The organism is Rathayibacter sp. VKM Ac-2879, assembly GCF_015351245.1.
Classification (GTDB): domain Bacteria; phylum Actinomycetota; class Actinomycetes; order Actinomycetales; family Microbacteriaceae; genus Rathayibacter.
Genome location: NZ_JADKSO010000002.1, coordinates 404885 through 430591 on the forward strand (window position 1 = coordinate 404885; position 25707 = coordinate 430591).

The window sequence follows — 25707 nt, forward strand, 5'->3', positions numbered from 1 at the left end:
GGGGGTTTTCTAGCGCCTGGTGCATACGCATTGCCGGCGCCCGGGGCCGAGCCGACTTCGTCGTCGGCTGTCTCTGATTCTGCTGATGCCCCGACTGAGGCGGATGCGTCAGTAATTGCTGCGAAGTTTGATCATGATGTGGTGGTCAGCAGCATGACTACTGCGACGGAGATCACGACCGCGTTGGCGGACGGCACGATGCAGTACGTCACGAGCACTGAACCGCAGCGGGTCGAGCAGGACGGGGCGTGGATCGACGTCGATACGACGATGGCGCGTACTGACGCCGGGTTCATCGAACCTGCTGTGGCGACGGTACCCGTTCGTTTCTCGGATGGCGGCGATGACCAGCTCGCCCAGATCCGAACCGCGACTGGCGCGTGGCTGACGATGACTTGGGACCACGGCGATCTGCCTATGCCGGTCGTCGATGGATCCACCGCGCTCTACAAGGACGTGTTCCCGGACGTCGACCTCGAGGTGGCGTCGACCAACATCGGAATGTCTCAGGTCTTGATCGTGAAGACTCCCGAGGCGGCGAGCAACCCGGAGCTGGACACTGTGCGGTTCGAGTTCAACGGCGGCGATGTGTCGCAGTCCGAGGACGGCAGTCTCTCTGCGGATGTCGATGGCGTTGATTCAGCGCTGGTCTCGAGCGAGCCGACCTGGTGGGATTCCTCGTCCGTCAACGAGGATGCTCATCCCACAACCAACGTGCCCGTCTCCAACTCGGTACCTACCGAGGCGACAGGAGATGAGGTCGCGCTCGACGTCGACTCGGTTCTCTCGACTCCGGACCTCGAGTACCCCGTCTACATCGACCCTGACTTCAATGGCACGAGCATCCATTCGTGGTGGATGGCGTCGAATCTCGCAAGTTCTTCCTTCCTCGATGGTCAGGGCAACGACGGGCGAGGGCAATCGGTTGGCTCGGTCGACGACCCGGCCGGCAACATCCGCAACGCCCGATCGTTCTTCTTGATGCACACCGAAGGAATCAAGGGCGCCGACATCATCAACGCGAGCTTCAGCGCTCACGAGATCTGGTCGTGGAACTGCACCGCGACACCTGTGGAACTGTGGTGGACCGGCAGCATGCGCGAAGGTGCCACCTGGAACGAATCAGGCGGTGGCAACTGGATCCAGCGACTCGACACGGTCAACGCGTCAGGTCGTCGCGGCGCTTCGGACTGCCCGGAGAAGAACATCGGCTTCAATGCGGTTGATGGCGCGAGGGCAGCGGCGGCGGCGGGGGCGGACTCGCTCACGCTGGGGCTCAAGGCCCCGGACGAGGGCAACTTTGGGCAGTGGAAACGGTTTGATCCGTCGGTATCGATGACCGTGGGGTATGACCGTCGACCGGACGTTCCGAGCAACGTTGCGATGTCGACTCCGGACCGTGGCTGCGGCGCGGCAGACTCGCCGTCGTGGGTGACGAATAACTCAAGCCTTGTGCTCCGGGCGAAGATGCATGACCCTGACGGCGACCAGATGTACGGGCGTTTCCAGATCGTGACCGCGAACAACGGCGGAAGCGGGCATGATGCTCCGCCGAGTTCGTCCCGGGTCGTGTACGTCACGACTTCGACGGAACCGAATGACTGGGACCGATACAAGACCATCAACGCGGGAACGCTGGCTGACGGCCGATACGCATGGTCGGCGAGAGCGGACGACGGGCGCCTTCAGTCCGACGACTCACCGTGGTGCTACTTCAACGTCCGCAACAAGGGGCCGTCGAACCTTCCCGTCATCAAGAACGATTCCAGTTTAACGAACTATACCGTGGGTGAGCCGTTCAATATTCACTTTGAATCTCAGGCCAGTGACGGAGTAGACAAGTTCCTCTACCGCTGGGTTTCCACCAACGGCGTCGCAAGCAACTACAGTCTCCAGACTGAGGCCGGAGCGCTTCCCACCTGTGGGGCGACAACGGGTCTGATCACCGTGGTATGTCCTGATTCGTCTGGACGATCGGGGACGATTACGGTCGCACCGACCTCGGAAGTCTCGACGCTCATCGTGACAAGCGTCGACAAGGTGGGCAGTTGGGCAAATGTCGGTAATGCCGACGGCACACGTTCGACGGTGGCTCAGCTGAAGATTGGGGCGTCATCTGACATGGCGGCGGCGAGTTATACCGCCGGACACGGATGGCTCACGCAGAAGTTCACCTCGTTGACGTCACCGATGGCGGACGCCAATACGAGTACCGGCACGGGAGCGACGGGGCCGCTTCCGCTCTCGTTCGGTGTGGGAACGGACCTGACGAAGAAGGCGGATCTTGCGGCGAACCAAATGACGGGGTCGGGGCCGTCACCGGCGAGCGTCATCCAGATCTCTGGCGCCCAGCCGCTGACGCGTTGGCTGTCCGGCTCCTATCACCGAGCCGAGATCGGCGACGGTAGTGGAACGCTGGGGAGCCTCGCGTTCCAGAGCACGACCGGCTGGCTGGCGCCTCCCGGGTCAACTATCAGCGGAACAATGGCCCTCTACCGGTGTGCAGGAACCAACTCCGCTTTCGTCTGGACCGACTCCTCCTGCCGAGGTGTGACCTCGACGTCGAAGCTCCTCGGGTACTCCTGGCCGAGCGCAAACGCGACCGGCGATACGGCGTCCGGGAAAGAGCTGTTCCTGTGTCAGAACGGCGCCGACGCGGCCACGGCTGACTACCTGCAGTCCACTGCGGCAGATTGCGAGGGTTTCACGAAGGTGAAATCGCTTGGCTTCGTCTGGTCCAAGCCGGGAGCCTCGCTGGATCACTCGCCGATCACTGGCACGACCGGGCCGGCGGTGAACACCACAAAGAGCTTCACCGTCAGCGTCTGGCTCAACCCCGACACCTTCGTGCCGGGCGAGGACATGAACGCGATGTCGCAGACGGGCGCGACGAACGCTGGTTTCTATGTGCAGCTGCTCAATAACGGGGCGAACAATGGAAGTGGCACTTGGCGATTTTGCGTTCGGAACCAGACATCCGGTAGTCGGAGCGACTGCGCGACGACGGCCAATACCAACGGCACCGACTGGACCATGATCACGGGCGTGTGGGATGCGGTGAACCATCGGGTCCTTCTCTACATGGGTACGACGCTCGCTTCGACGGTGCTGCACTCGGTTCCAACAGGGGAGGTGTCCGCAGCGGGCCCTCTGGTGATCGGTACGGGATTCTCTGCCGGTACTTATCTGGCGTCGTGGAAGGGGCAGATCGCGAATCCTGCCATCTTCCCGGGCGTGCAGACGCCCACTCAGATCTCTTCCTTCTACAACGTCGTCCACTAGCCCGTCTCCGACGGCACGTACTCGAGAAATGGGCACTTCCGTGGCAGCCACGCACTCTCTCCTTCGCCGCGCTCACATCCGGCGCCGCATCGCACTGACGGTCAGCGCTGTACTGGTTGCAACGGTCCTCACCGCGACCCCGGCGTTCGCAGCCAATGGCGTGCCGCCGGTCGATCGGGGCGTGCTCGTCGACGTCGACTCGATCGTCGGCGGCACGCCGAATGTCGAAGCGGTTCCTGCACCGCTGTCCGAGGAGGCGACGCTGCCCGACCCGGAATCGTTCGACGTCGATCTGTCGACAGGCGAGCCGGCGCCGACCGATTCTGGGGTGGGCGGCGAGGCACCATCACCGTCGGCTACCGCGGCGCAACCGGAGCCGACCGCTGACTTGCCCTCAGAGGAGCCGTCGCCGTCCCCCTCGTCCCCTCCCGCTGATCCATCGACGCCGACGATGCACCTCGAAGCCTTCCGGACGACATCGGGCCAGACTGCCGAGGGGGCGGCCGTTCCGGAGGAGTTGGGAGACACCGGAATTACTGTCGAGGCGGTGCCTTCAAGTGGCGCCGCCACAGTGGACTCAGTGTCCGTCGCGATTCTCAGCGCCGAAGACGCAGCGGCGAAGGGCGCCACCGGGCTTACCCTCGAGGTGACCCGAACGGACGGCGATACGACGCCGGGGACGATTGAGCTCTCCGTTCCGAACGCGCTCACGTCCGCCCTCTACGGCGGCAACTACGCCTCCCGCGTGTCGTGGGTGCAGATCCCAGCTACGTCCTCGCGAAGGACCGCGGCGGCGACGCCTCTCGAGACGCAGAGCACGGACGGCGCGAGCGTGATGAGCGTCCAGACGAGCTCGACGCCGACTCTGGTGACGGCCACTGCAGCGACGAGCTCGACGCAGGGCAGTGGGGACTATAGTGCGACGTCGCTGGCCTCGTCGAGCACGTGGGATGTCAGCGCGCAGACGGGCGCTTTCGTGTGGAGCTATCCCCTCGCCGTGCCCCCGGCCGCGGCCGGCCCGCAGCCAGATCTCGCGTTCGCCTACAACTCGCAGAGCGTTGATGGCCGCACGTCCTCGACGAACAACCAGACGTCCGTGGTCGGCGAGGGTTGGGATCTGGCCGGTAGCGGCTTCATCGAGCGCAGTTACATTCCCTGCGCACTCGATGACAACGCGAGTAGCGACGCTAAGGCGTCCGGAGATGACTGCTGGAAGACAGATAACGCGACGATGTCGTTCGGTGGCCACTCGGGCCCGCTCTTGCGGGTCGGGACCACGAACGTCTGGAAGCTCCAGCAGGACGATGGTTCCCGGATCGAGAAGCTCACCGGCTCGAGCGAGTGCGCGAACAACGGCGCCAAGGACGCCGAGTGCTGGCGGATGACGACCACCGACGGCACCCAGTACTTCTTCGGCCGGAACCGTCTCCCCGGCTGGGCGTCGGGGAAGGCCGAGACGAAGTCGGTGTTCACCGCTCCCGTCTTCGGCAACGACACGGGGGAGCCCTGCCACGCGTCGACGTTCGCGGCCTCGTCGTGCACGCAGGCGTGGCGGTGGAACCTCGACTACGTCGTCGACGCGCACGGCAATGCGGAGGCGTTCTACTACGCGCAGGAGACCAACCACTTCAAGTCGACGGCCGGCACCGGCTCGACCGGCTACGTCCGCGGCGGCGTCCTGACGAGCATCGAGTACGGTCTGAAGGCCAGCAACGTCTACACCGCGAATGCCGCGACCGGGAAGGTCAGCTTCGGCTACAACGCCAAGGGCCGTTGTAACGCCTCCGACACCAGCCAGTGCGCCCCCCTCGCGCTCGGCGGCGACGTCGAGACCCCGGGCGTGAACGGCACGGCAGGAAGCGCGAGCGTCTACCCGGACGTCCCCTTCGATCTCAACTGCAAGACCGGAACCTGCGACAGCCAGCGCTCACCCAGCTTCTGGTCGACCGCGCGCCTTGACACCGTCACCACTCAGGTCCGCACCGCCTCCGCCTACACGACGGTCGACACGTGGACCCTCGGTCACTCCTTCCCCGCCACGGGCGACGGCACCGACCCCGCTCTGTGGCTCGACTCCGTCGCCCACGCCGGCGGCAGCGGCGCCAGCACCCTGCAGGAGGGCACCACGACCTTCGCCGGTGCACAGTTCCAGAACCGGGCGCGAGCAGCGATCGGCTATGCGCTGCTGAACAAGATGCGCCTGAACGCGGTGAAACTGCCCACCGGAGGCGGCATCAGCGTCACTTACCTCGCGCCGGAATGCGATGACGCGACGGTGCAGTCTGCGGTGCTCGGCAACCTGACCGGGAACACGAAGCGCTGCTTCCCGCAGTGGTGGACACCGAAGGTCACCGGCGCCGTGCCGCGACTGGACCTGTTCAACAAGTACGTCGTCAGCACCATGCTCGAAAGCCCCCAGACCAACGGAGCGATCGATGCGACGAAGGTCTCGACCTACGAGTACAGCGGGGGAGTCGCCTGGCGCTACGACAAGAACCCGCTGATGCCCGAAGCCAAGCGCACCTGGTCGGACTACGCCGGCTACGCACAGCTCACCATCCGAGTCGGCGACCCGAACACCTCCGACAAGCGGATCAGAACGGACTACGTCTTCTACCGCGGCCTGAACGGAGACAAGGACAAGTCCGGCACCCAGACCGTCCCCGGCACGAGCATCACCGACGACCGATGGTTCGCCGGGCGCGTCCGCGAGACGAAGTCCTACGTCGACACAACCGTCCTCAACGACACCGTGACAACGCCATGGGCGTCCGGTGTCGGCGCTGATGACGGGGTCCGACAGTCGCGCAAGCTCGGCGACGGCACAGTCCAGGTCACGGAGGCCCTCGCGAGCGGCTCCAACCGGGTGACGACCACCACCACGACGTTCGACGCGAGCTACGGCTACCCGACCACGGTCAGCGTGGCCGCGCCTACCGGTGAGCTCTCCACCTGCACGACGACCAGCTACGCGACTCCGAACACCACGGCGTGGATCGTCGGGCTCTCCAGCGAGGTCCTCAAGGTCGGGAAGGCCTGCGGGACGACTCCGAGCTACCCCGGCGACGTCATCGTCGCGACCCGGGCCGCCTATGACGGTGCCACGGTCGGAGCGGCGGCGACGCTCGGCGACGCCACGGCGAACTGGGTCGCGAAGTCCTACTCCGGATCCACGGCCACTTGGCTCAAGACCAGCGCCACCAGCTACGACAGCCTCGGACGAGTGACCTCCGTCACCGACGTCGCCCAGCACACCACCACCACGGCCTACACCCCCGCCGCGAACGCCGCCGCAGGATCCGGCGCACCGACGCAGATCGTCGTCACCAACCCCAAGGGGTGGCAGACCACGAACGCCCTCGACCCGGCACGCGGCCAGGTGATCACCAGCACCGACCCGAACGGCCGCGTCACCTCGACCGACTACGACGCCCTCGGACGACTGAAAGCGGTCTGGAAGCCGGGATGGCTGAAGGCCGACAATCCCGACTACCCGAGCGTCAGCTTCACCTACGCGGTCAACTCTACCGGCATCTCCACCGTCGAGACGCAGACGATCAAGGCCGGCCGGATCCTGAAGAAGCTCGACGTGTACGACGGGCTTGGGAAGATCGTGCAGTCGCGCACTCCGGGGCCGGAGAACAGCACGATCGTCGCCGACACCCAGTACGACTCCCTCGGACAGGTGATCGCCACCAACGGTCCCTACGGAGCGAACACCGCGTACTCCACCAACGCCGTCGTGCTCCAGGCGTATTCCTCGAACAACATCCCCACCCGGACGGTCAACACCTACGACTCCGCCGGGCGCATCACCGCGGCCGCCCTGTACGAGGTCGGCAACCACCTGCGCTCCACGACGACGACCGCCTACTCCGGAGTCGACCGGGTCGACGTCACCCCGCCTGCCGGTGCCACCGCGCAGACCACCTACACCAACGCGCAGGGCCTCACCGGCAAGCTCGTCCAATGGCAAGGCGCCGTCGGGTCCGCCTCACCCATCACCACCACCTACAGCTACAACGCTCAAGGCCAGATGGCGACCATGAAGGACCAGAACACCAACACCTGGTCCTGGAGCTACGACGTCCGCGGCCGCAAGACCGCCTCCACCGACCCCGACACCGGATCCTCGACCTTCACCTACGACGACTCGAGCAACATGCTCACCTCGGTCGACGGACGCGGCGTCACCCTCAAGTACACCTACGACGATCTCAACAGGAAGACCGCGCAGCTCGACGGCTCCGACGTGGAGCTCGCCGACTGGACCTACGACGCGCTCGCCAAGGGGCAGCTGAATGCCTCCTCGAGCACGGTCGCCGGCAAGACCTACACGAAGACCATCGACGCGATCGACGCCGGCTACCGACCCACCAGCATCACCACCGCCATCCCGACCGGAGCGGCAGCGTTCGCCGGCTTCACCTACACCGAGGGCGCCGAGTACTACGCGGACGGAGCCCTGAAGAAGACGATCCTTCCAGCCGTGGCGGGCGCCACAGGACAGCCCGGTCTCCCCGCGGAGACCGTGCAGACCACCTACGACTCCCTCGGCGCCGTCGCCGGATCGACCGGCCTCCGCGACTACGTCGGAAGCGTCGTCCTGACCAACGTCGGCGAAGTCGCGCAGTTCCAGAGCAACCCGGACCCGAACGCCGCCGGTCGCACGACCATGTACACGACCACCGACCACGACGATGCAACAGGGCAGATCACCGCGATCCGCAACCTGACCATCGGCACAAACGGCGTATTCACGGTCGCCGACCGGACCATCGGACGCAACCTCGCCGGCGGCGTCACCTCGATCCTCACCAAGATCGGCGATCCCAGCATCGACAACGTCGCGCCATCCTCCGCGGACACCGCAGCGCAGGAGATGCAGTGTTTCGCCTATGACGCGTTGCAGAACCTCAAGGACGCCTGGACCCCGGCCTCCTCCTCGGGAACCTGGTCGTGCGGGTCGAGCGGAGCAGGAGCGACCCTCGGCGGCTCGGCCGCGTATCGGACGACCTACACCGTCGACGCGATCACCGGCAACCGGACGGCACAGTCAACGGCAGCCGCGGCGGGTGGTGGTGTCGCCTCCACCACGACCTACACCTACGGCGCAGCTGGACACGCGCACGCCGTCAGCGCGACCTCGAAGACCGTTGGCACCGCTTCGCCGACGACCAGCAGCTACAGCTATGACGCAGCGGGCAACACCCTGACCCGCCCCGGGCAGACATTGACCTGGGACGCGCGGGGCAAGGTCAGCACGATCGTCGCCGGATCCGCCACGCAGTCCAACATCTACGACGCGGACGGCGACCTGCTGCTCCGCGTCGACTCCGCGGAAGGCGCACGGCTCCTCCTCAGAGGCACGGAGCTGCGCCGCAACACGGGGTCGTCGACCACGTTCGGGACACGCACGTACAGCTTCAACGGTGCTGCGGTAGCCGAGAGGTCGACCACTGCAACTGCGCCCACAACGAACACCGTCGTCTGGCTCGCCACCGACACAGTCGGAACAGCTACCGTCTCCGTCGATCAGGCCACAGGGGCCGTGCGACGCAGGTTTATGGACCCTTACGGCAACCCTCGAGGATCTGGATCGGTATGGACATCCAGCAACGCATACCTCGACTCGCCGAAGTCGTCTACCAGTGGGCTGACGCACCTGGGTGCTCGCGAATACGACGCGGCTCTCGGCAAGTTTGTAAGCATAGACTCGGTCCTATCCCCCTTCGTTCCTCAGCAGAACAACGGCTATTCGTACGCTTCCAATAGCCCGATTTCACTTTCGGACCCTTCAGGTCTCTGTCCAGTCGGAACCTTCGACAACTGCCACGGAACATCGAATCAGCCGACTTCCGGGGCGAAGTCTCCTCCGAGCAGTCCTCCAGCTCCAGCCGGACAGAAAAGTGTCGACGAACGTCGCGATGAATCCCTCGCGCGTCGATCCGCTCCTTCAAACGCAACCGTCTTCACGCCCACCATCGGTTTTCCGGAATTCGCAACCGCCAGGTGGGACGTCAAGCCGGTGGCGCTCCCGTGGGCGGCCGCTGCTGGACGACTTTTCGGCGCTGTCAGTGTCTTCGGCTCGCTCGGACTTGTCTTGTCGATGTCCGGCGACTCTACGGGGGCGGGCCACGCGACCGCTGACGACTCGCCCCAGTCCTCATCCGAGTGCCCTCTGGTCATGCCGGAATGTAGTGAAAAAGACCACGGAGAAAGCGAAGACGCCTCCGAGCAGGCCCGGAACATCGTAGACCACTCCCGAAACGAATTACTCAACGGGAAATCCAACCATCAAATCGACGACTTTGACTACGATGAGCTGGTCGGGTATGTTGACGACGTACTCAATGGGAACCTTCCCACTGAGACCCGGTACCTCGAAGGCGGACGAGTCGGATATTGGGATCCCGACCGAAGTGTGGTAGTGATTGAAGAGGGAGATGGCGGAACGGTGTTCAAACCGAAGAATGGAGAGTCGTATTTCCGAGACGTGTTGTTCTAACGGGCAAGTTGGTGGTTCCAGGAGGATCGAATATAAGTCATTCGACTTGGCGATGCGGCTATTTGGAGATTCGACTCAACTTCCAGATGAAACCCTGGAGAAAATCGGAATCCAAGAAGACGAAGTTCGCTTCCTCTATGGCCTGAATAGATCGGTCAGACAATACGTCACCCACAAAACTGGCATAAATGGAATTTTGGTGCAATTTGTCGAAGAGGCACGGATGCCGCCCGGCCCAGTAATTAGTGAGGCGGTGAATGATGCGATAGAAATCGAGATTCCCATCACCCTCGCTCAAAAAATCTATGCCTTGCTGTATTCGACTGTGATTTATCAACGTTGGCCCGAATTGAGGTATACGATTGGCGCCAATCCCGAAGAAATTTCAAACGTCTTTCTAGACCTCTTCGGTAAGGGCGAGCCGACATTCTCGAGCCTTTAGCGGAATTTGCCGCCCCAATCGCAGCCGCTGTACATTCGGTAGTAGACGCCCTCAAGCTGCAGACGGAGCTGAAAGAGCACACTACGAGTGGGCACGAGGTGCGGCCGAGTCCTTTCATGACGAGCCGGCTGACTGTGGTCGTGACTTCGATGACGAGTCAGGGGAACCGTCCTCTGAGGACCAGAAGGTTGCAGACCATTCGCAACAGTGAGCGATAGAGGGCGCCTCTGGCCATTACGTGCGCGGGGTGAAGTTCAAGGATCTTGCAAGGTATGTAGACGACGTCATCGAAGGTAGAATTCCCTCAGAGACGCGTTTCCTGCAAGGCGATCGGGTCGCATAATGGGACCCGAATCGAAGTGCCGTTGTTATTCGAGAGTCCGATAAGGGCACAATGTTCACGCCGGAGGATGGTCATGATGCCTTCAATTTTCTCAATTGGTTGTAGAGCTGGACATGAAGTTCGCTTCTCGTTCAAGTCGTTCGATACTGCATCAGATATTATCTTGCAGTCAGCTCGACTTCCCGCTAATACTCCGACCGCGGCGCGCAGTATACGTCCTGGCTGTTCGGCTCGCGGCTACACCAAGCAGGCCTGCTCGGATCGATGGGAAAAGTAGCGTCCGCCTACGACAACACGCTGATGGAACCGTTCTTCGACTCGATACAGATCGAACCCCTCGACAGCCAATCCTGACCGACGAAGGCGCCCCCGCCGACCGCGATGTTCGAGTGGATCAAAGCGTTCTACAACCCCACCCCCCGCCACTCCACCCTGAACTACCCCAGCCCCATCGACTACGAAAACCGCGACACGGCCACCCCGACCGCAGCACGACCACCACAACAGAACCGCCCGGAAAACCCGCGACAGGTCAGGGGGTTGCAGCGCCCAGCTGTACCCGGCGGCTGAGGTGGGAGATCTGTGCGCGCCTCTCGCTGCTAGTTCAGAGCGGAGGAAGCCCGATTTTCCGGCGTGCGGCCAGACGGGTGAGGGCGGCTTTTATGTCTTGCCGAGCTAGATGTTCTGCTTCCGGTCCGGTGGGGATCGTTGTGGCAGAACGCCTGACGATCATTGTCAGTGTCGTGTTCACGAGTCGGACGATCGGCGTATCGCGCGGTGGCTCGTAGTTGACGTACCCACTCACGTTGTCCACACCGACGAGGCGCCACCACTGTTTCCATTCGGGTGAGCCGAGTCGGTCAGCCAGCCGGTCGATCTCGGCGAGATACGCCGCGGGAACATCATTGACTGGGCCTCCTCCTCCCCACCCGACGTAGACGTCGTCAGCGGGCTGCTCGATGAAACGGAAGCCCGCCCTGACGGCGGGGCCGGTTGGCTCGATCGGCAGCGGCGTCGTGAACCCTCCGCTCAGGTGGACCGCACCGGTGGCGACGTCGAGTGTGAAGCGTCCGCGGTCACCCAGCAGGATGGCGGGAATCGATACGCCTTCGACGGAGGCGCTCGACGTCCACTGCAGGTCTCGTGCAGCGCGATCGAACGACCAGAAGGTGGAGTCGCCGACTATCGTCTCGGACAGGACCGACGGCAGCTCTCCCCCCAGGTGCTCGACCTCGACACGCAGACGGAAGTAGCCGTCGTCCTTGAGTACGCCGATCAGCCGCATGCGATGCGATCGAGCCGGGTTCTGCTTCCAGGGCCCGCGACGCAGTTCCTCGTAGTCGGCTCCTCTCAGCGCGTCAGCCGCTCGACTCACCGCGGCCGGATCGCCGCCCTGGTTGCTCACCAGCCTTCGCAGCGTCTCCGTCCACATCGTCAGCACCAGTTCGTCGCGCGCCCGCACATCGAGGTTGTGGAATCCCGTCGGTACTGCGAAGTGGATCGAGTTCTCACCGTCGATCACGATGCGAGAGATCTGGACCTCGAGATCGGTACTGGAGGATGCTCCTCTCGGGAAGAGTCGGATGCTCGCGCGCGGCATCTCTATTCGCTGCTCCGCCAGGCGTTCTCCGAGCGGTTCGGAGATCTTCCTCGACCCGCGAAGAATGGCGTCCATTTCGAGCAGGGGCCAGTCCGGTTCGTCCGGGGGGCGCGGGGGCGACCATCGGACGTCCGGGTGGCCCGTGTTCGGCCAGAGATGCACTTCCCTCAAAATCGGCGCCATGGGCCGATCATCCCACCCGGTTCGCCGCCGTCGTGACGCCCTCGCTCGCCCCGGGCGCCGCCCACCATAGCGGTGCGATGATCCCTGTCCTGTATGGGGATCGTTCATCGAGCCGCTGATCATGCGGGTGCTGCTCGACTGCGCTGTGCGTCGCTGTCGAGAGCAGGACGTGCGACGACGAGTCGGCGGTGGTGGGTCGTACGTTCACCTGCCAGACTCCGGACCATGAGTAACGCCGCGCCCGGCTGGTACCCGGACCCGACACAGACCGCGACCCAGCGCTATTGGGACGGCCAAGCCTGGCCCGAGCAGCGCGCGCCCCTCGCACCCACCGTCGTGCAGATGCAGCGCCCACCTGGGAACGGCGCCGCCGTCGCCTCGCTCATCCTCGGCCTGTGCGCCATCCTTCCCACGCTGACGATCATCGGCATCGTCGTCGCCTGGCTGCCCGCTATCCCCGGCGTCATCTGCGCCATTGTCGGCGGCCGGCGCTCGAAGGTGATCGGCGGTCACGGCCGAGTCATGGCTAACTGGGGCTTTGGGCTCTCCGCCGTCCCGCTGCTTTTGATCGTCCTCTCACAGCTCGCGCGGCCCTTCGCCGGCAATTGACCCGCAATGGGGCGACATGCGGGAACTAGAGGTCGCGCATCGGACCAACGCGCAGTGTGGCAGGTCGACTCAGCGCAGCGAACGAAACATTGAGCGACCTGGCCGCCGAGCGACAGAAGATCGAGGCGATGACAGACGACGACTACCTGGCGATCCAGAAGCATCTACGAGGACTGGACTAGTCCGTATGCCGGTCGCCAACCGCTACAAGTCGACGTGTGGGCAGTGCAGCGAGGAGGCTTGGATGCCGGTGTCCCGTGTGACCCGCCCCCTGAAATACCCGGTGACGGGGCGACTATCCGGACAGTAGAACCGTGAATCAGAAGGTGACGATGCGCACCCGTGCCGAGTTGCTCGATGGCCTCGAGCGGCGGGTGCGCCCGGACGCCGAACTCGCGGGGGAGCGGACCGTGCGGACGGAGGACGGCTTCCGACTTCAGAATACGGAGGCGTTCACGGTCGAGGTCTGGAAGATGCTCCACAGTTGGCGCCTCGTCGTGATGCCTCCGCGGCAGCAGGTCGAGACGACTCACGGCTACTGCTACTTTGGAATGGGACTCGAGAGCTTAGCCCGCGCAGTCGCCGCGGGACTCGAGTGGGCAGAATCGCTGAACACAAGGCCTCAGGGGCTCGACAAACAGGCGTTCTGACGCCGCGCTAGGTCAGCTGGCTGTGCTCGTCCCTGCAGCCCCCGCACTCGTTGCGCTGGCAGATGATGAACCCGAACTGCGTGCCCGACGACAGGCAGGCGGCGGTTCGGTTTACTCCGATTCCCGCGCCCGAGCCCGGAGCCTCGCCTTTATTGTCTTCGGGTCGACAGCGTAGAGCGCACCAAGCTGGTTCAACGACCAGCCCTGCGACTTCAGCTCCGCAGCATCCGCCAGCTGCCGAGGGGTCAGCGTCACCTGACGCACCGGAACGTGCTGCTGCTTGAGCGCCGACCGAACGGCTTCGCGGCTCACGCCCCACGACGTGGCGAGTTGCCGGATGTTCCCGCCGGCCGCGTACTCAGCCGCCAGCTTGGTCTTCTGCTTGTCGGATAGCCGTACCTGGCGCTGGCGGATGGCCTGCACGCCAACAGGGGGAGCGGCTGGTTCCGGCTCGTCACCCCTGTTGATCCCGGTCCTGGCAGCCACCAGCGCGCGCTCCCATCTTTTTTGATTAGTTGCAGATAGGTGCAGGTGATTCCGAGCGGGAACAGTGTGCGATCGCCGGTGACGTTGATCGCCTCGACGTGAGGAGCGAGCCCCGTGGGGTAGCCGAAGTGGACGCAGTGCTCCCACGGCTGGTCGCGCGGGCTACCGGGAGCCCAGCCCACCGCTGTCGTAGCCAGCGCCACGGGCGCGAGCAGCACGACCGCGAGGATCCCCGCAAGCCGCAGCCGTTCAGCCTTCATCCTGGGCAGCCTAACGACAGACCCGCACCGTCCTGTCTGGGTATCGCTCAGCGGGCCACCCCGGTAGGGGATCGCTGACCGGGCGGCTCGTCAGACATTCTCACCGATCGACTGGCATGCATGCGGCGGAGGTGCTCCGCTCCAGCGGACGTAACGATCCTGATGGGTCGGAGCATAGGCTGACGCGCATGAGGGGTCGTCGTCTAATCCCCCCGGGGGCCTGCTTGCTCGGCCTGATGATGGTCGGCTGCGCTCTCTCTGGAACAGAGCTGCCGCTGGTCGAGAACTCCTCTGTGCCCGCCCCAGAGGGTGCTGCTTACCGCTCGTTCTACCGCGGTGGTGTCGAAGGATTCGCGGTTACCCCTGTGCGATGGCTGGATGACGGCGGCGGTCTAGAGGTGACCATCGTCGGAAGCGGCAACTGTCCTCTGGTGCCTGCTGCGCTGGAGGTGGTCGCCTCCGATCACCTGCGCATCACGACACAGCGCTGGGCCGACAATTCAGGGTTGTGTCAGGACGACGCTGTTCTCTGGACCTACGTACTGGACCCACCAGAGGGGCTCGACGGCGCTGTTCCTGTCCGGGTAGACGTCGCGGGTGAGCGTTCGACGTCGATCGAGACGATGGAACCCCGTCGTGCATAGCAAGAAAGAAGCGCAGGCTGTCCCGTTTGAGTATCCCCACCCGGTATTCATTGATCCGATGCGAGTACGGAAAGTCTGCGTCCGCTTTCGCGACTGATTGGATGAGCGGACGGATCAGGTGCAGCACACGGTCGAGATCCTCGCCACGGTCACGACGCAGGACGGTCGCGACCTCGAGCGTCTGCTCGGGCAGCTCTCGAGTACCGCCACCTTCGACGCGAGTCGCGTAGCTGCGATCCTCGCGCATGATGCAACCGAGCTGCTCGTCGTCCGTGCGGGCGGGCGGATCGTCGCGATGGCGACCCTCGTCACGTTCCCGTTGCCGTCAGGTCTGCGGGGTCACGTCGAGGACGTCGTAGTCGATGCGGCGATGCGTGGCGAAGGCCCCTTGCGGGACGCCCTGTGCGGGTAGCGTCACCGGCATGACCTCGAGCTCACGTCATCAACTGCGCGCTTTCGCTTGGGTAGGAACGATCGCGCTGGGCGTCAGCGCGTCGTTGGCACTGTCGTCCTGTGGCTTCAGCTGCACTGAGATCGGCTACCGGAACGAATTGCGCATCACCGCGGTCGGCGCCGGGGCAGAGGCCATCACCGACATTCTCCTGTGTGCGGGTGACATCTGCGCATACCCCTCACAGGACGCCGCTCCCGTTACGGGACGCTCCTACTGGGTCACCCACGCAACCCCGGGCTTGTGGGTCTACGACTTTGGTGACCACCACCCCGACACCGTGCAACTGACCCTCATCGACTCGTCCGGCGGACAGATACGTCAGCAGGAGTACCGGATCGACTGGGTGCTCATCGATGAACCAAACGGGCCAGGCTGCGGCTGGCGAGCAGAGCCGTTCGAACTCACCCTCGACGCGTGACCGTCACTCCGTCCGGCACGTGAGCACGGCGACAGCGTCCGCAGCGCGATCCCCTTGCGGAACAGCGGAGGAGCGGTCGTAGAGTTCCGGTCATGGAGCAGTCTTCATCCCGCGACCGCGACCCAGATCCGTTTCGGGATCAGCTGGACGCAAGGTGGAACGCGTACCTCGACACGCACACGCCGGCCGTCGACCACGAAGAGTGGATGGATGAAGCGATGGGTAACTACCGAGACGAGCTCGTGCACTTCGGTGGGCAGCTCCTCAACGACGTCGCAATCAGGGAGTGGAATCACGAGTCAGCGCAGAGCGCACACGACAAGTACGTCACCGAGGCGGAGCAGTACGAGCGCGACCCTGCCGAGTGGGAAGCGGCGTTCTGGCTTCGTGTTCGGGCCCGATCTGACGACAGCTGAGGCCGGACAATCTCCTCCGAGCTGAACTAGCTCCAGAGCGACCGATGAACCATGGTTGACCGGTCGTCAGTTGCCTGTCGCTACGACTGTCGTCGTGCGTGCGGCCCAGTCGTACGGCAGGTCCTGGGGAGGCCGATCGCCGACGACGGCTGCGAGCCCTCTGAGGTAGTGGTTGCCGACAAGGACGAGGGCGATGGTTCGGGGTCGGTAGCCGAGCGGCGGTTCGTGCCAGACCGCTTTCGAGTTCACTTCCCAGGGTGAAAGCCAGTTGCGAGTGAGCGCGAACGGGACGCCGACCCACATCGCGCTGTACTTCTTGCGTCGTTCGATCCCGACCAGGGTGTCCGGGTCGAGAAGGGTGGCAAGCATCCCCGAGGTGGTGTCCAGATCAATCGCGGGACAATCGGCGGGCGGGCGAGGCAGCCACTCCGGCCGGGTCCGCGAGAAGCGCCCTTCCCACCACCGGTTCGGCCACGCTCGCGCGATCTCCGTGAGACGGATCGCGACGTCCCCGTCGAAGAAGCCGCCGGTCATCGTCGCCGCGAGGAGCGCCCACTTCCGACCCACACCGATGACGAACCCGTCGACCGTCCCGCGGTTTCCGAACGCGTAGCGGAGCGTGATGTGCGTCTGTTCGCGCTGGGCGGTTGTCAGCAGTGCTCAGATCTTATTCGTGGAGGACACCAGCACATTCTGCCGATCGAGAGGTGCCGCCGTTCAGCCGACCGCGCTCCGCCGCCGCGTCCCGTTAGAGGATCCCCTATCGGAACGACGCCGCAGAGAGGACCGGCGATGGGACACACTCATTCTGTGGAAGCCATTACCGCCGCTAGTTCCTTCGTGGCGAAGCATCATCCCGCAGCCAAGCTGGCGATTCTGGGCGGAAGTGCGGTCACCTCTGCCCGCACTTCGACGTCAGATCTCGACCCCTCGTCATCACCAACGAAGCCAACGAAGCGGTGCAGACCGTTGAGTTCGAGGGCTGGATTGTCGAAGCCTTCGTTTACGGGCCGACGCAGTTCGACTCCTGGGTGCGCCGCGGGCAAGCTGAGCGACGCCCGACCCTGATTCGCATCGCCGCGCAGGGCGTTGCCCCCGATGTACTTGCGCACCGTCGCAGCATTGGCGTTGACCCGTTCACCGACGCGTTGCAGTGACAGCGCTGACTCGTAGAGTCGGACCATCTCGGCAATCGTGGCGTCGGACGGGGGAGTCCGTCGCATCGCGACGTTGGGATGGTTCATACTACTATACTGCTGACCATTACAAAAGCTTTATTCGATGGGAGTAGGAAAGTTGCACCCCTATACCGGAAGGCCGTGGATTTTTGAGGTCGCAGCTGGCGACTCCAAGCTAGAGATGCGCAAGGAAGAAGCTGAAATGGATGGCGGTCTGGTAGAGATTTCCAGCCATAGGATGCGTACCGTCGAACAGCTTTGGACTTCTTACGGAGAGGCTTTTGCCTTTCCGTGGCAAGTCGAGAACTGGCCGTCCTTTTCTGAGCAGATGAGAGATCTCTCCTGGTATCAAGCGTTTTCCTTCTTGGTTGTAATATCCGAATCCGAAGAGCTATTAGCGGATGATCCTGGTGAATCAGAGACATTCAAGCGTATTTCTAGTAGAATTGGACAAGCTTGGGAAAATTCTCCCGTCAAGCCGTTTCTATTCAGCACGATTTTGGTCAAGTCGGAGCATATTAAGCGCACTGACCTCGATCTTTCATCGGGCGTCTGAGTGCGGTGAGGGGAGTGTGAGTGCGTATGTCCGGGTCTGATTCTGCGATATGAGTGCGACATGAATCGCATGTCGCTGCGTATGCGGGTTTCCCCTCGCTGGCGTGATGGTCACACCAACATCGCCGCCGGCCTCGACATCACGCCCGAGGCCACACCATACGGGTAAACCTACTCCTCACCAGCTAAAACGACTTTGACGGGGCCCTGGGGTGTCAGCCGCACCTGGCGCTGCAGAAATGTAGTGAAAAAGACCACCGAGAAAGCGAAGACTCCTCCGAGCGAGCCTGGAATATCGTGGACCATTCCCGAAACGAATTAATCAACGGGAAATCCAACCAGCAAATTGACGACTTTGGTTACGATGAGCTGGTCGGGTATGTGGACGACGTACTCAATGGGAACCTTCCCACTGAGACCCGGTACCTCCAAGGCGCACGAGTCGGGTATTGGGATCCCGACCGAAGTGTGGTAGTGATTGAAGAGGGAGATGGCGGAACGGTGTTCAAACCGAGGGATGGAGAGTCGTATTTCCGAAACACGTTGTCATAACGGGCAAGTTGGTGGCTCCAGGAGGATCGAATATAGGTCATTCGAATTGGCTATGGGGCTATTTGGAGATTCGAGGCAACTTCCAGACGAAACCTTGGAGAAAATCGGCATCCAAGAAGACGAAGTTCGCTTCCTCTATGGCCTGAATAGATCGGTCAGACAATATGTCAACCACAGAAGTGGTATAAATAGAGTTCTGGTACAATTTGTCGAGGAGGCGCGGATACCGCCCACGCCGGCCATTAGTGAGGCGGAGAATGATGCGATCGAAATCGAGATTCCCATAACCCTCGCTCAAAAGAGCTATGCCCTGCTGTATGCGACAGTAATTTATCACGGGTGGCCTGAATTGCGGTATACAACCGGCGCTCATCCCGAAGAAATTTCAGACGTCTTTCTCGACCTTTTCGGTCAAGGCGAGCCGACATTCTCAAACCTTTAACGAGATTTTCTGCCCCAATCGCAGCCGCTGTGCCTTCGATAACAAACGCCCTCGAGCTGCAGACGGATCTAAAAAAGTACATGACGAGCGAGCCTGAGGTGCGGTCGAACCCTCTCGCGCCGAGCCAGTTGAATGTGGTCGTGACTTAGATGACAAGCCAGGGAACCGTCCCCTGAGGCCTAGAAGATTGCAGACCGTCGGCAACTTTCCCCTTCAAAGTTGGCGGTTGTGATTCCTTTGAATCAGGTGGTTCTTGCCGACTAGTCAACGCGCTCGGAGTCTTCCCGTACCAAGGAAGTGCCGATGTGTCCGTCGAGACGACGAAGACCTCGGTTCAGTTCACGGTGACAAGTGACGGCTACTTCCATGCACCTGGCTCTCAGAATTTTGGATGCGATTCAGCACGGCAGAAGGCCCGCACTCTTCCGGCGGCGCGGACCTTCGTCGTTCCGCGAGGACCTACCCCTCCGGGACTCTCGTCCTCATTCGCGCCGGACCCGGCAGACTGTGGCCATGCCGACTCCGTCAGTGCCGCGCGCCCTCATCACCCAGTTCTCGATCGTCGACGCGCTCCTCGCAGGCCTGTTCGACGGGGTCGTTACCCGCGGAGAGGTCGACGCCCACGGCGACTTCGGTCTCGGCTGCGGCGACCACATGGACGGCGAGCTCGTCATCCTCGACGGCGTCCACCGGCTGTTCCGCGGTGACGGCTCCGTCGGGGTCCTCGGCCCGGAGGAGGTGATCGCCTTCGCTGAGGTCGCGCGCTTCGCTCCCGACCATGTCGACGCCGTCGCCGACGTTGCCTCCCTCGACGCTCTGCTCGGCGCGGTCCACCTCCGCATCCCCAGCCGCAACGTCTTCGTCGGGATCCGCCTCCGCGGCCGGATCGACCAGCTGACGCTGCGTCAGCCGCTCGCGCAGGTGAAGCCCTACCAGCGGCTCACCGACGCGATGCGCGACCAGCATGAGGTCCGCCTCCACGCCGCAGAGGGGACGCTCGTCGGCTTCCTCGGCCCGCAGCCCTTCCAGGGCATCAGCGTGGCCGGCCTGCATCTGCATTTCGTCGACAGCGCCGGAGGTGTCGGCGGGCATGTCCTCGCCGCGACCGGGGTGAGCGGAGAACTCGCCCTCGAGCAGTACGGGGGCATCACCGTCCGCCTCCCCGAGTCGCCCGACTACCTCGGTGCCGATCTCGATGACCCCTCCACCGCCGATGCCGCGATCCGCGCGGTGGAGAGCGAGACGTCGCACACGGACCAGAAGGAGGCCTCGCCGCGTCGTTGAGCGCCGTCGCTCCAAAAGATCGCACCCGCCGTCAGCCGTACCCTGGTCGCATGCCCACTCTCCGCGACGTCCATGCCGTCATCGATCGTCTCTGGCCCGAGTCGGCGGCCGAGGACTGGGATGCCCCGGGCCTCGTGACGGGCGATCCCGACGCCTCCGTGGAGCGCATCCTGCTCACGGTCGACGTCGTGGCAGAGACGGTGGGGGAGGCGATCGCCGGCGGCTTCCACCTGCTCGTGGCACACCATCCGCTTCTCCTGCGCGGTGTCACGTCGATCGCCGAGGACGGCTATAAAGGCCGGCTGCTCGCCGAGCTCGTCCGCGGAGGTTGCGCGCTCGTCTCGGCCCACACCAACGCCGACATCGTCGCCGACGGGGTCTCGGACGTCATCGCCACTCGGCTCGGCCTCACCGGCGCCACGCCTCTCGTCCCCGGCCAGGACCCCTCGGTCGGACTGGGCCGCGTCGGCGACCTGGCCGAGGAGGTCTCCCTCGGGCGCCTCGCCGCGGCCGTCGCCGATCTGCTGCCTGCGACGGCAGGGGGAGTGCGCGTGGCGGGGGGCTACGAGACGCCAGTGCGCCGCGTCGCGCTCTGCGGAGGCGCCGGTGATTCGCTCCTCGACGCGCCTGCTGTGCGCACGAGCGACGTCTACATCACCGCCGATCTTCGGCATCATCCCGCCTCGGAGGCGCGCGAGAAGGCGCTGCACGGGACCGGCCCCGCGCTCATCGACGTCTCGCACTGGGCGAGCGAGTGGTTGTGGCTCGATGTTGCCGCGGCGGCACTGCGCGAGGCGCTGCCGACGGTCACGGTGGAGGTGAGTGAAGCCCGGACGGACCCGTGGGATTTCGCGATCGTGCACTGGCCTTCGCCGACACGGGAGAATGGACGCGGCACGCCTCCCCTCCGTGCCGGGAACGAGGACCGCGACGTGAAAGCCAGCCCCGCAGACCAGCGCGAACTCCTGACTCTGGCAAGCCTGGACACGAGGGGAGCCCAGCTGCGTCACGCCATCGCGACCCTCCCGCAGATCGCGAAGATCCAGGCGCTGCAGACTCGCGACAACGAGACGCGTCGCACGCTCGCCGAGCGCACCGGACGCCTGGAGGACGTTCGCACGGAGCTCGGACGCATCGAGTCGGACGTCACGGTCGTCGAGAACCGTCTCGCGCGCGACCGCGACCGACTCCAGATCGCCTCCTCGACCAAGGACATCGCTGCGCTCGAGGGCGAGATCACCTCGCTCGTGAAGCGTCGCGGTGATCTCGAGGACATCGAGCTCACGCTGATGGAGCGCATAGAGGGCATCGAGGCCGAGGTCGCCGCCGCGCAGGCCGATCGTGACGAGGTGATGGCCTCGCTCCTCGCTCTCGCCGAGGAGCGCGACGCCCAGGCCGAGAAGCTCGCCGGCAAGCAGGAGGCGTTGGCCCGCGATCGCGCCTCGCTCGTCGCGAGCCTCCCAGAGGACCTCGTCGAGCTCTACGAGAAGCAGCGCGCGCGTTACGGGGCCGGCGCCGCGCTCCTGCGCGGGAAGGTATCCGAGGGCAGTGGCGTGGCGCTCACGGAGTCAGATCTCTCGTGGATCCGCGCCTCGGCGCCCGACGAGGTCGTCCTGTGCCCCGACAGCGGCTGCATCCTCGTGCGCGGCGACGAGTCGACGCTCGCCTGAGTCGTAGACTGGACGGGCGAACGGGCCGACAAGACGGTCGCGTCGCCGGGGCGAGAGCCCTGGTGCCGAGGAACGTCCGGGCTCCGCAGAGCAGGGCGGTGGGTAACACCCACCCGGGGTGACCCGCGAGACAGTGCCACAGAAAACAGACCGCCACGGGCCACGGCCCGCGGTAAGGGTGAAACGGTGGTGTAAGAGACCACCAGGGGCCGGAGTGATCCAGTCCGCTCGGTAAACCTCGCCCGGAGCAAGGTCAGACAGAGGACGATGCGGCTGCTCGTCGGGTCCTCGGGTAGACCGCTGGAGGGTCGTGGCGACGCGACTCCGAGAGAGATGGCCGTCCAGCGCCCGCCGAGAGGCGCGGCGTGAACAGAACCCGGCGTATCAGTCGACCCCTTCGCCGTCGGGCCTCCGCCGCGCATCGCGCAGTGGGGGCCCGACCGCTTCAGGCTCGGGAGTGCGTCGAGTTGCCCGCGAGAGCGGCGGCACCGAGGATGCCTGCGTTGTTGCGCAGCACCGCCGGGACGATCGGCGTACGCAGATCGAGCAGGGGAAGGAACTCCTCGTAGTGCTTCGAGATGCCTCCCCCGACGATGAAGAGGTCGGGCCAGAGCAGGGCCTCGAGGTGGGAGTAGTAGCGCTGGAGGCGCTTCGCCCAGTGCTTGTAATCGAGCTCGTCGCGCTCCTTCGCGGCAAACGACGCCTTCTTCTCGTAGTCGCCGCCGTGGATCTCGAGATGTCCCAGCTCGGCGTTCGGGATGAGGACGCCATCGTAGATCTGGGCGGTGCCGATGCCGGTCCCGAGGGTGGTCATCAGCACGAGGCCCTTCTTGTCCTTCGCGGCGCCGAAGCGCGACTCGGCGAAGCCTGCGGCATCGGCGTCGTTCACGAAGAAGATGTCGCGTCCGAGTGCATCCTCGAAGAGCTTCTCGGCTTCGAGGCCGATCCACTCCTCCGACACGTTCGCGGCCGACATCGTGCGGCCGTGCACGACGACGGCGGGGAAGCAGATCCCCACCGGAGTGTCCGCGGGGGTGTCAGGGATCTTGTCGAGGATCTGCTGCACCGTGGCGACGATGTCCTTGGGCGTGCCGCCGTCGGGCGTCGCGAACTTCATCCGCTCGCTCAGCAGAGTGCCCCCGTCGAGATCGACGGACGCCCCCTTGATGCCCGTTCCTCCGATGTCGATTCCGATGGCCGTAGCCGCAGCAGTCATACCCGTCATGCTAGCGAAGCGGAGGGTCGGGGGATCGGTGAGGACGCGGCGTAGGATCGCGCCATGGCTGACAACGTCGAGACCTCCTGGTGGTACAACGTCGCGAGCGGAGCGGTGGAGCAGGGCTTCGTCTCCCCCTCCGTCGACAGGGTCGGGCCGTTCTCGTCCCGCGAGGAGGCGTCGCACGCCCTGGAGAGGCTGCACGAGAACAGCCGCAGGTGGGCCGAGGAGGACGCGGAGGAGGACAGCTAGCAGCGGATCCCGCCTCTACTCGAAGCTGTGCTCGGCCGCGGGATAAGCACCGGACTCGACGTCCTCGCGGTACGCGGCAACGGCGCCGGAGAGCACCCCGCGCAGATCGGCGTACTGCTTCACGAACCGCGGAATGCGTCCGGTCGTGAACCCGGCGAAGTCCGTCCAGACCAAGAGTTGGCCATCCACGTGCGGGCCGGCGCCGACTCCGATGGTCGGGATGCGCAGCTCCTGCGTGACCTGGCGAGCGGCTTCGGTCGGCACCATCTCGAGCACGACGGCGAATGCACCGGCCTCTTGGACGGCCCGCGCGTCGGCGAGCAACTGCTGCAGTCCCTCACCGCGGCCCTGCACGAGGTGGCCCCCGAAGCCGTGCTCGCTCTGCGGCGTGAATCCGATGTGGGCCATGACAGGGATGCCCGCCTCGACGATCCGACGGATCTGCTCGGCCGAGCGGACGCCTCCCTCGAGCTTGACGGCGTGGGCGTGCGTCTCCTTCATGAAGCGGAAGGCGGTGTGCAACGCGTCGTCCGGGCCGGACTCGTAGGAGCCGAAGGGCATGTCGGCGACGACGAACGCCCGCTGCACCGCTCCCGCCACGGCACGTGCCAGCGGGATCAGCTCGTCGACGGTGACGGGCAGGGTCGTGTCGTAGCCCAGCACGGTATTGCCGGCGGAGTCGCCGACGAGGAGGAAGTCGATCCCGGCCTCGTCGAAGATGCGCGCGCTGAGCTGGTCATAGCTCGTCAGACCGGTGATGCGGACCCCCGTGTCCTTCGCGTTCTGGAAGTGGCGGGTCCGAACCCGTTTGACCGGCTGCGCTGACATGTCCCCACTCTACCGACGCGGCACACCACCACCCGGGGCGCCGAGCGACGCGGGAGCTGAGCCACTAGCCTTAGGGGCGAAACAGGAGGGGTCTGGATGGACAAGCAACGGGACTTCGTTCTTCGCACCATTGAAGAGCGAGGGATCAAATTCGTTCGTCTCTGGTTCACCGACGTCGTGGGCACGCTCAAGTCGGTCGCGATCGCGCCGGCGGAGGTCGAGGGCGCATTCGCCGAGGGGCTGGGTTTCGACGGCTCGGCGATCGAGGGCCTCACCCGATCCTTCGAGGCGGATGTCCTCGCGCACCCGGATCCCTCGACGTTCCAGATCCTGCCGTGGCGCGGAGAGATCGACCCGACGGCGCGCATGTTCTGCGACATCACGACTCCCGACGGGCAGCCCGCGGTCGCCGACCCTCGCAACGTGCTCAAGCGCACGCTCGCGAAGGCGGCCGAGCGGGGCTTCACGTTCTACACGCATCCCGAGATCGAGTTCTACTTGCTCAAGTCGTCGACCTTCGGTGCCGAAGGCCCCGAGCCCGTCGACTCGGCCGGCTACTTCGACAACGTCCCCGGAGGCACAGCGCACGACTTCCGCCGCCGCTCGGTGCGGATGCTCGAAGACCTCGGCATCTCGGTCGAGTTCAGCCATCACGAGGCAGGTCCCGGTCAAAACGAGATCGACCTTCGCTACGCCGACGCGCTGACCACCGCGGACAACATCATGACGTTCCGCACGGTGATCAAGGAGGTGGCGATCGAGCAGGGCGTCTACGCCACCTTCATGCCCAAGCCGCTCTCGGGCCACCCGGGCTCGGGGATGCACACGCATCTCTCCCTCTTCGAGGGCGACGTCAACGCCTTCTACGAACAGGGCGCGGAGTATCAGCTGTCGAAGCTGGGCCGCCAGTTCATCGCCGGCCTGCTCAGGCATGCGCCGGAGATCACCGCGGTGACGAACCAGTTCGTCAACTCCTACAAGAGGCTCTGGGGCGGCGACGAGGCGCCGAGCTATGTGTCGTGGGGCCACAACAACCGCTCGGCACTCGTGCGCGTTCCGCTCTACAAGCCCAACAAGGGGCAGTCCTCGCGCATCGAATACCGCGCCCTGGACGCGGCCGCCAACCCGTACCTCGCCTACTCCCTGCTGCTCGCGGCCGGGTTGAAGGGCATCGAGGAGGGCTACGAGCTGCCCGCCGAGGCGGAGGACAACGTGCTGACCCTCTCGGATGCGGAACGCCGCGCCCTCGGGTACAGCCCGTTGCCGGCGAGCCTGGATCGCGCCATCTCCTTGATGGAGGATTCCGAGCTCGTCGCCGAGACGCTCGGCGAGCAGGTGTTCAACTTCGTGCTGCTCAACAAGAGGAAGGACTGGGCCGAGTACCGCGCCCAGGTCACTCCGTACGAGCTGCGCAGCAACCTCGAGATGCTCTGAC

The 25707-nt window shown here is 64.5% G+C and carries 20 protein-coding genes, 1 other RNA gene and 1 pseudogene; 16 read left to right on the forward strand and 6 right to left on the reverse strand.

All coding sequences use genetic code 11. The annotated features are described in order from the left end of the window. Nucleotides 1-153: 153 nt before the first annotated feature. The 3 genes from ITJ45_RS06930 to ITJ45_RS06940 all read left to right on the forward strand — a co-directional run bounded on the left by ITJ45_RS06930 (nt 154) and on the right by ITJ45_RS06940 (nt 10232). The gene (locus ITJ45_RS06930; protein ID WP_194608268.1) at nt 154-3282 is read left to right on the forward strand and encodes a LamG domain-containing protein; all 3129 of its coding nucleotides are present in this window, start codon (nt 154-156) and stop codon (nt 3280-3282) included. 580 nt (nt 3283-3862) lie between these two features. Further along, nucleotides 3863-9790, forward strand: a complete 5928-nt coding sequence (locus ITJ45_RS14025) for an RHS repeat-associated core domain-containing protein (protein ID WP_194608266.1) — start codon at nt 3863-3865, stop codon at nt 9788-9790. Next, nucleotides 9756-10232, forward strand: coding sequence for a hypothetical protein (locus tag ITJ45_RS06940; RefSeq protein WP_228500708.1), 477 nt, complete (start codon nt 9756-9758; stop codon nt 10230-10232). Before ITJ45_RS14025 ends, ITJ45_RS06940 begins: the two co-directional genes overlap by 35 nt. Before the next feature lie 947 nt (nt 10233-11179). Here ITJ45_RS06940 and ITJ45_RS06945 read toward each other — a convergent pair. Next, nucleotides 11180-12358: a hypothetical protein gene (locus ITJ45_RS06945; protein WP_194608263.1), complete on the reverse strand. Its 1179-nt coding sequence runs from the start codon at nt 12356-12358 to the stop codon at nt 11180-11182. A gap of 225 nt (nt 12359-12583) precedes the next feature. On the opposite strand from ITJ45_RS06945, the gene ITJ45_RS06950 reads away from it, so the two are divergent. Both ITJ45_RS06950 and ITJ45_RS06955 read left to right on the forward strand, forming a co-directional pair. Continuing rightward, nucleotides 12584-12967, forward strand: coding sequence for a DUF2510 domain-containing protein (locus ITJ45_RS06950; protein ID WP_194608261.1), 384 nt, complete (start codon nt 12584-12586; stop codon nt 12965-12967). A gap of 314 nt (nt 12968-13281) precedes the next feature. Further along, on the forward strand, nt 13282-13617 hold the full coding sequence (locus ITJ45_RS06955) for a hypothetical protein (protein ID WP_194608259.1): 336 nt from the start codon (nt 13282-13284) through the stop codon (nt 13615-13617). Between the two features lie 111 nt (nt 13618-13728). On the opposite strand, the gene ITJ45_RS06960 is transcribed toward ITJ45_RS06955, so the two are convergent. Continuing rightward, nucleotides 13729-14040 carry a hypothetical protein gene (locus ITJ45_RS06960; RefSeq protein ID WP_194608257.1) on the reverse strand — a complete coding sequence of 104 codons (312 nt, stop codon included), beginning with the start codon at nt 14038-14040 and terminating at the stop codon, nt 13729-13731. Nucleotides 14041-14599: 559 nt separating this feature from the next. On the opposite strand from ITJ45_RS06960, the gene ITJ45_RS06965 reads away from it, so the two are divergent. The 4 genes from ITJ45_RS06965 to ITJ45_RS06980 all read left to right on the forward strand — a co-directional run bounded on the left by ITJ45_RS06965 (nt 14600) and on the right by ITJ45_RS06980 (nt 16295). After that, nucleotides 14600-15007, forward strand: a complete 408-nt coding sequence (locus ITJ45_RS06965) for a hypothetical protein (protein WP_194608255.1) — start codon at nt 14600-14602, stop codon at nt 15005-15007. A gap of 118 nt (nt 15008-15125) precedes the next feature. Beyond that, nucleotides 15126-15419 carry a GNAT family N-acetyltransferase gene (locus tag ITJ45_RS06970; RefSeq protein ID WP_194608254.1) on the forward strand — a complete coding sequence of 98 codons (294 nt, stop codon included), beginning with the start codon at nt 15126-15128 and terminating at the stop codon, nt 15417-15419. 10 nt (nt 15420-15429) lie between these two features. After that, nucleotides 15430-15879: a hypothetical protein gene (locus ITJ45_RS06975; RefSeq protein WP_194608252.1), complete on the forward strand. Its 450-nt coding sequence runs from the start codon at nt 15430-15432 to the stop codon at nt 15877-15879. A 92-nt stretch (nt 15880-15971) separates the two neighbouring features. Next, nucleotides 15972-16295, forward strand: coding sequence for a hypothetical protein (locus ITJ45_RS06980; protein WP_194608250.1), 324 nt, complete (start codon nt 15972-15974; stop codon nt 16293-16295). 66 nt (nt 16296-16361) lie between these two features. On the opposite strand, the gene ITJ45_RS06985 is transcribed toward ITJ45_RS06980, so the two are convergent. Continuing rightward, nucleotides 16362-16664: a hypothetical protein gene (locus tag ITJ45_RS06985; protein WP_194608248.1), complete on the reverse strand. Its 303-nt coding sequence runs from the start codon at nt 16662-16664 to the stop codon at nt 16362-16364. Nucleotides 16665-17146: 482 nt separating this feature from the next. Continuing rightward, nucleotides 17147-17539 (reverse strand): hypothetical protein, encoded by a 393-nt coding sequence (locus tag ITJ45_RS06990; protein ID WP_194608246.1) that lies wholly within the window; start codon nt 17537-17539, stop codon nt 17147-17149. Between the two features lie 37 nt (nt 17540-17576). Between ITJ45_RS06990 and ITJ45_RS06995 the strand changes: the two genes are divergently transcribed. The 5 genes and pseudogenes from ITJ45_RS06995 to rnpB all read left to right on the forward strand — a co-directional run bounded on the left by ITJ45_RS06995 (nt 17577) and on the right by rnpB (nt 22376). Next, the gene (locus ITJ45_RS06995; RefSeq protein WP_194608244.1) at nt 17577-18029 is read left to right on the forward strand and encodes a barstar family protein; all 453 of its coding nucleotides are present in this window, start codon (nt 17577-17579) and stop codon (nt 18027-18029) included. 516 nt (nt 18030-18545) lie between these two features. Beyond that, on the forward strand, nt 18546-19022 hold the full coding sequence (locus ITJ45_RS07000; protein WP_194608242.1) for a hypothetical protein: 477 nt from the start codon (nt 18546-18548) through the stop codon (nt 19020-19022). A gap of 513 nt (nt 19023-19535) precedes the next feature. Then, nucleotides 19536-20306: an acetolactate decarboxylase gene (locus ITJ45_RS07005; protein WP_194608241.1), complete on the forward strand. Its 771-nt coding sequence runs from the start codon at nt 19536-19538 to the stop codon at nt 20304-20306. Between the two features lie 50 nt (nt 20307-20356). Continuing rightward, a pseudogene (locus tag ITJ45_RS07010) lies at nt 20357-21166 on the forward strand (Nif3-like dinuclear metal center hexameric protein); the annotation flags it as partial. 831 nt (nt 21167-21997) lie between these two features. Next, nucleotides 21998-22376, forward strand: an RNA gene (rnpB, locus tag ITJ45_RS07020) — RNase P RNA component class A. Nucleotides 22377-22421: 45 nt separating this feature from the next. Here rnpB and ppgK read toward each other — a convergent pair. After that, nucleotides 22422-23192, reverse strand: a complete 771-nt coding sequence (ppgK, locus tag ITJ45_RS07025; protein WP_194608239.1) for a polyphosphate--glucose phosphotransferase — start codon at nt 23190-23192, stop codon at nt 22422-22424. A gap of 63 nt (nt 23193-23255) precedes the next feature. Here ppgK and ITJ45_RS07030 point away from each other — a divergent pair, with 63 nt between their 5' ends. Continuing rightward, complete coding sequence (locus ITJ45_RS07030) at nt 23256-23444, forward strand: SPOR domain-containing protein (RefSeq protein ID WP_194608238.1); 189 nt, start codon at nt 23256-23258, stop codon at nt 23442-23444. 15 nt (nt 23445-23459) lie between these two features. On the opposite strand, the gene panB is transcribed toward ITJ45_RS07030, so the two are convergent. Beyond that, nucleotides 23460-24272 (reverse strand): 3-methyl-2-oxobutanoate hydroxymethyltransferase, encoded by an 813-nt coding sequence (gene panB, locus ITJ45_RS07035; protein WP_194608235.1) that lies wholly within the window; start codon nt 24270-24272, stop codon nt 23460-23462. 96 nt (nt 24273-24368) lie between these two features. On the opposite strand from panB, the gene ITJ45_RS07040 reads away from it, so the two are divergent. Beyond that, nucleotides 24369-25706 carry a glutamine synthetase family protein gene (locus ITJ45_RS07040; RefSeq protein WP_194608233.1) on the forward strand — a complete coding sequence of 446 codons (1338 nt, stop codon included), beginning with the start codon at nt 24369-24371 and terminating at the stop codon, nt 25704-25706. Nucleotide 25707 lies beyond the last annotated feature (1 nt).